Source organism: Mycobacterium sp., from assembly GCF_032161845.1.
Classification (GTDB): domain Bacteria; phylum Actinomycetota; class Actinomycetes; order Mycobacteriales; family Mycobacteriaceae; genus Mycobacterium.
In genome coordinates, this window is the sequence record NZ_JAVRQA010000268.1 from 1 (window position 1) to 5,324 (window position 5,324).

6 protein-coding genes are annotated in these 5,324 nt (G+C 66.6%); 4 read left to right on the top strand and 2 right to left on the bottom strand.

What is annotated here, in order from left to right:
- The 4 genes from QOD90_RS15065 to QOD90_RS15080 form a co-directional block, all read left to right on the top strand.
- Positions 1–1,278, top strand: a 1,278-nt coding sequence (locus QOD90_RS15065) for an AMP-binding protein (RefSeq protein WP_526351036.1), incomplete at its 5' end; no start/stop codon positions are given.
- A complete protein-coding gene (locus QOD90_RS15070; RefSeq protein ID WP_526351038.1) occupies positions 1,278–2,492 on the top strand; it encodes a TetR family transcriptional regulator in 1,215 nt (404 codons plus the stop codon). The genes QOD90_RS15065 and QOD90_RS15070, both read left to right, overlap by 1 nt.
- Positions 2,489–3,340, top strand: a complete 852-nt coding sequence (locus tag QOD90_RS15075) for an alpha/beta fold hydrolase (protein WP_526351040.1) — start codon at positions 2,489–2,491, stop codon at positions 3,338–3,340. The genes QOD90_RS15070 and QOD90_RS15075 overlap by 4 nt, the downstream gene beginning before the upstream one ends.
- Positions 3,337–4,176, top strand: a complete 840-nt coding sequence (locus tag QOD90_RS15080) for an SDR family NAD(P)-dependent oxidoreductase (RefSeq protein WP_526351042.1) — start codon at positions 3,337–3,339, stop codon at positions 4,174–4,176. Before QOD90_RS15075 ends, QOD90_RS15080 begins: the two co-directional genes overlap by 4 nt.
- 17 nt (positions 4,177–4,193) lie before the next feature.
- Here the strand turns inward: QOD90_RS15080 and QOD90_RS15085 are convergent, their stop codons facing one another.
- The gene (locus QOD90_RS15085) at positions 4,194–5,006 is read right to left on the bottom strand and encodes an SDR family NAD(P)-dependent oxidoreductase (RefSeq protein ID WP_526351044.1); all 813 of its coding nucleotides are present in this window, start codon (positions 5,004–5,006) and stop codon (positions 4,194–4,196) included.
- A 4-nt stretch (positions 5,007–5,010) separates the two neighbouring features.
- Positions 5,011–5,316: a DUF2469 domain-containing protein gene (locus QOD90_RS15090; RefSeq protein WP_024450376.1), complete on the bottom strand. Its 306-nt coding sequence runs from the start codon at positions 5,314–5,316 to the stop codon at positions 5,011–5,013.
- Between the last annotated feature and the right edge of the window lie 8 nt (positions 5,317–5,324).

The window sequence follows — 5,324 nt, forward strand, 5'->3', positions numbered from 1 at the left end:
GCCTACTCGCTGGTCGATTCCGACACCCGGGTGCTATTCGTCGACGACGCCTTCGCACCAGTAATTCCCGCGCTGCGGGAACAGTTTCCGGGCCTGGCGACCGTAATCCACTGCGGTGACGGCGATCTGCCCGTAGGCGCGCTGAGCTACGAGGCCTTGATCTCGGAGCACGCGCCGGTCGAAGACACCCGAACCGGGGGTGCCCAGCTGCTCGGCGTGTTCTACACCGGCGGCACCACTGGTCATCCCAAGGGCGTCATGCTGTCCCACGACAACGTGCTCACCTCAGCCTTGGGCGGCCTCGCCTCGGGTCAGATGGTCTCGCCCGGCGGGCGGCTCTTGCACGCGGCGCCGATGTTCCACCTCGCGGCCATTGGTGCGTGGACCTGTGGATGTCTCGTCGGCTCGACCCATGTGATCGTGCCGATGTTCTCTCCGTCAGACGTCGCGACGGCGATCTCGGAGCACGCGGTCACGGACGCCCTGCTGGTGCCGACGATGATCCAGATGCTGGTCGATGATCCGAACACCGCGGACAGCGACATGTCCAGCCTGGTGCACCTGACCTACGGCGCCTCCCCGATCTCGCAGGCGCTGCTCGAGCGGGCCCGCAAGGTATTTCCCACGGCCGGCTTCACGCAGGGTTACGGCATGACCGAGATGGCTCCGGTCGTGGCAATCCTGACCGCGGAGGATCACGACGACCCGGCCCTGTGCCGGGCGGCGGGCCGCGCGGCACCGCACGTCGAGGTCCGCATCGTCGACCCAGGAGGCAACGAGGTACCGCCCGGCGAGGTCGGCGAGATCGTCGCGCGGGGCGACAACGTCATGCTCGGCTATTGGAACCGGCCGGACGACACGGCCGCTGCGATCCGTGACGGGTGGATGCACACCGGCGACGGCGGCCGGATGGACGAGCACGGGTACATCTTCATCGTCGACCGGATCAAGGACATGCACATCACCGGCGGTGAGAACGTGTATTCCGCCGAGGTGGAGAATGCGCTGGCCGGCCATCCGGCCGTGGCGGCGTGCGCGGTGATCGGGGTGCCCGACCCCGACTGGGGCGAGCGCGTACACGCCGTCGTGGTCCTGCTTCCCGGCCGACAGGCAACCGCCGACGAGATTCGCACGCACTGCAAGAAGCTGATCGCCGGTTACAAGGCGCCCCGCAGTGTCGACTTCGTCGACGCGCTACCAATGTCTGGCGCCGGCAAGATCCTCAAACGCGAACTCCGCAAACAGTATTGGGACGACTCTGGGAACCAGGTGTCCTGATGATGGCAGGACCGGCTCAGCGATCCGTTGCCCCGCCAGCGCGCGGGACCCGCCCCGCCAACCGCAGGCAGCTCATCCTCGACGCCGCAACGGAGCTGTTCTCCCGCAACGGATACGCGGCGGTCGGCATGGGCGACGTCGCCGAAGCCGTCGCCATCGGTCCGTCGGCACTGTACCGGCATTTCAGCGGCAAGCAAGACCTGCTCGCAGCCGTGGTGGGTGACGCGCTGAACACCCTCGACGACGCCATTACCGCGGCCGAGAACGCCCAGCCTCCCGACGTGGCGCACGCGTTGGCCTCGGCGGTGCTCGCGCACCGCACCGTGGGGGTTTTGTGGCAACGCGAGGCGCGTCAGCTCGCCCCCGCCGACCGGGCGGAGATTCAGGCCGCGGTCAGTCGGATCGGCCACCGGTTCGCCGCCTATGTGCATACGCGACGACCCGGACTCAGCTCCGCCCAGACCCAGTTGCTGGCCTGGTCGGGACTCGCGGTCGCGACGAGCGTGTCCTTTCACAACCTGACCTTGCCCGAACCGGTATTCACCACCCTGCTCGGCGAACTCATCGCCACGGCGATCGACACCCCGATCGCGCCACTCGAATCGAAATCGGCACGGAACGCAGCGCCGCCGACCCTGCTCACCCGGTCCCGCCGCGAGAAGATCCTGACCGAGGCAACGAAACTGTTCGCGGCCAACGGTTTCAGCGGGGTGAGCACCGAGGACATCGGCGCCAGTGTCGGTATCGCCGGGCCAAGTGTCTACAACCACTTCCCAGCCAAGTCGGACATCTTGGTCGCCGCCATGCTGCGCGGCGACGAGTGGCTTCGGATGGACATGAACCGCGCCTTCGCCGCGGCCTCGGATCCACGTGACGGGCTCAACCGCCTGCTCGCTGGCTACTGCGCATTCGTCCTCGACAATCCTCATCTCATCGCGGTGCTGGTCTCGGAAGCCGGACACCTCCCCGAACCGGAACGTCACCGCACCCGAGCCGCCCAGTACGCCTACATCGCCGAGTGGGTCAACCTACTGCGCGAAGTGCACCCGCAATGGGACGCCGTCACCGCCCGGATCCGGGTGCAGGCCGCGCAAACCGTGATGAACGACATCGCCCTCATTCCGTCGGTACGCGAGAGCACCGACGTCGAGTCCGCGATGGTTGCCATCGGCGCCGGGCTTCTCGCGACCACTGACGATGGACCGGTCAGATGATCACCGAGGACCGGGTCTGCTTCGGCGGTGTGCATACCCGGCGGCTGTCCGTCGCCGGCGACGGACCACCGATCGCCTTGCTACACGGATTCGCCGATGGCGCCGAAACGTGGCGGGATGTGCTGACCGAATTGGGCGCGGCCGGTCGGGCCGCCTTTGCGGTCGACATGCCCGGTTTTGGTCGGGCGGAGCCACGCGAACCGGGCCCGATCATGCCGCAGCTCGACGCCTTCGTCGACGCCATGGTCGCCGATACTGGGCCCGTCATCCTGATGGGGAACTCGTTGGGAGCCTGCGTGTCCGTGCGGGCCGCAGCACGCGGGTCCTGCGACGTCCGTGGCGCCATCGCCGTCGACGAGCCCATCCTCGCATCGCACTGGTTGATGCGACTCGGCCGTGGGCGGGCCGATCCCTTTCGGGTGCTGGACCATCGGATGCCGATCCCGAAAGACCTGTACCACCGCGCCATTCGCCGCACCATCGCGCGATTTCTGTACGCCGATCCGACGCTGGCCGATCCCGACGTACTCGCCCGCTTCACCGTCCAAGCCTCCGACCCGGCGCGCCTTCGCACGTTGCTCGGAGATGCCCGCGCGGTCGCACTCGAGACCGCCGGTGGCTACGACTCGGAACACGTCAGATGTCCGCTGCTGGTTATCCACGGCCGCAAGGACCGCATCATCCCGGTGCACGCCAGCCAGCGACTGCACGAATCGGTACCGGCCAGCACCCTTGTCGTCCTGCCGGATTCGGGACACTGTCCCCAACTCGACGACCCGTCCACGCTGGCACGACACGTTCTGCAGTTCATCGAAAGGGAAACTGAAATGACGGGGAGACCAAAATGACGGGGAACGACGCGATCCGCGACAAGGTCATCGTGATCACCGGCGGGGCAAGGGGAATCGGGTTCGCCACCGCCACGGCCCTCCACGGCCTCGGCGCCAAGGTTGCCATCGGCGACGTCGACGAAGCCAAGTTGAAGGAGTCTGCGACCGGTCTCGGACTGGAGGTCTACGGCAAGCTCGACGTGACCGATCCGGAATCGTTCGCAGCCTTCCTCGATGACGTGGAACGCCAACTCGGCCCGTTGGACGTGCTGATCAACAACGCGGGAATCATGCCTGCGGGCAAGCTGATCGACGAACCCGACAGGGTGACTCGTCGCATCCTCGACATCAACGTCTACGGCGTCATCCTTGGCAGCAAGCTGGCCGCCGAGAGGATGGTTCCGCGCCGCAGCGGCCACGTGATCAACATCGCGTCACTCGCGGGGGAAAGCCCGACACCCGGACTCGCGACGTATTGCGCGAGCAAGTACGCCGTACTGGGGTTCACCGACTCGGCGCGCATCGAGCACCGCGGCACCGGCGTCCACTTCTCTTCGGTGCTCCCAACGTTCACCAACACTGACCTCGTCGCGGGTACGTCAGGGGCGAAGCTGCTGAAGAACGCCGAGCCCGAGGACATTGCCAACGCGATCGTCGCGCTCATCACGAAGCCGGTGGGGCGGGTCGCGGTCACCAGGACCGCGGGTTTGGTCGTCGCGTCGATGAAGTTCATCCCGAAGTCGACCGGCGAATTCATCGCTCGCAAGCTCGGTTTGGAGCACGTCTTCCTCGACGACGTCGACAACGCCGCGCGCAAGGCCTACGAAGATCGCGCAAGGGGCATCGAGTCCTGAGCCGGTCCAGTTCTACGTCAGCGAACGATCACCGACGACGGTGTCCGCGGGGCACCGAGCGTGTCCCGATGCGACGGCGGTCGACGACCGCCGGAGTCGGTGATGCCGTATCGCGTCGCGAGTTCGGCGCCGATGACCGTCTGCCCGCTGAGTTCGGCTAGCCCCGGATCCCGGTACAACGCATCGATGACGCGTCCCGTGAACTCGGGGGTCTCGGCATGTTCGGCGGTCTTGGCCAACGCCTCCGGGTGCCCGTCGAACGCGCTGCAAAGCTTCTCCGTCAACAAGATGCCCATCCAGATGGAGATGGTGGCGACACCCGTGTCGGCGAAGTCGACGGCCATGTCGGCCGCCAACTTGTCGATGCCTGCCTTCTGGGCTCCGTACGCAGGCCCGTGCATGTAGCACACCGAACCCGGCGACGACGTGAACGCGATGAGCGCGCGTTGTGCCCGGACCATCAGCGGCGCGGCGTACCAGGACGCCACGTAGGCCGACCGCAATCCGACGTCGAGCACGTCGGCAAGCGCAAGGTGCTTCTCCCAGAACGGTTTCGGGCTTGTCAGCTCGTCGTGGACTGCGGCCGCGTTGTTGACGAGGAGGTCGAGCGCGCCGCATTCGTCCCCGACTCGGTCGAACAACGCCGCGACCTCGGCGTCGTCGCGATGGTCCACTACTACCGGAATGCCACCGTCGCCGGTATCGGTCACCGTGCGGCCGGTCAGATAAACCCGCCAGCCTGCACCCAGCAGCGCGGTGGCGATGCCGCGGCCCGCGCCACGACTGGCGCCGGTGACGACGGCGACGTGGGTCCGATCCTCGGTGCTCATCGCGTCAGTCGGGCAGCCGGAGCTCGGGCTTCTCGACCTCTTCGATGTTCACGTCCTTGAAGGTGATCACGCGGACCTGCTTGACGAAGCGAGCGGGGCGGTACATGTCCCACACCCACGCGTCGGCCAGCCGGAGCTCGAAATAGACCTCTCCGTCGGCGTTGCGCGGGACCAGCTCGACGCTGTTGGCGAGGTAGAACCGGCGCTCGGTCTCCACGACGTAACTGAACTGCCCAACGATGTCCTTGTATTCGCGGTACAGCGAGAGCTCCATCTCGGTTTCGTACTTCTCGAGATCTTCGGCACTCATCGGTTCAG